This is a genomic window from Treponema endosymbiont of Eucomonympha sp., assembly GCF_001028545.1.
Genome location: NZ_BBPW01000599.1, coordinates 1 through 466, shown reverse-complemented (window position 1 = coordinate 466; position 466 = coordinate 1). Strand labels below are relative to the sequence as shown.

Here is a 466-nt window from a genome sequence, read left to right as displayed (position 1 = left end):
CCGATTCCGGCAGCACCAAAAAGGTTGAACCCAAAACGTTTGAATATGAGCCGAAGCAACGGCTGTCCGAGTGGCTTTCAAAGAAGGCAGCGTTGACGCTATGCTCTGCAACAGGAATCACCTCACTTGACACAGTGTTTGAAAAAATCGCGCCGGGTATATCCTTTCCAGCGTATTACTGTCAGCGCTGACAAAGAGAGCGTCGTCCGGTTCCGTTCCGAACGGCGCTCTTTTTTAATCAAGACGCATATACGGATAAGGCATAACGGATTGTTCCGTCAGTCTTTTTCCGTCTCTTCTTCGCCCAAAGCCTTCAAAAACACGTCAGCCTTATATCCAGACTTTTCCCGCGCCGCGACAAGCGTTTCGTAGAGCTTGGCTCGCGCGCTGAGTTTGTCGGGCTTTTCCGCCGAGACCAGAAGCGGGAACAGCACGGCAAGCGCGAATGTCTTGTCGCTCAATTCTT

The 466-nt window shown here is 51.5% G+C and carries 2 protein-coding genes; one reads left to right on the top strand and one right to left on the bottom strand.

The features are described 5' to 3' along the window. Positions 1-191: hypothetical protein (locus AWU74_RS12960; RefSeq protein WP_238580270.1), on the top strand; the 191-nt coding region annotated here is incomplete at its 5' end. 87 nt (positions 192-278) lie between these two features. Here the strand turns inward: AWU74_RS12960 and AWU74_RS12235 are convergent. Beyond that, positions 279-466, bottom strand: a 188-nt coding sequence (locus AWU74_RS12235; RefSeq protein ID WP_187150977.1) for a hypothetical protein, incomplete at its 5' end; no start/stop codon positions are given.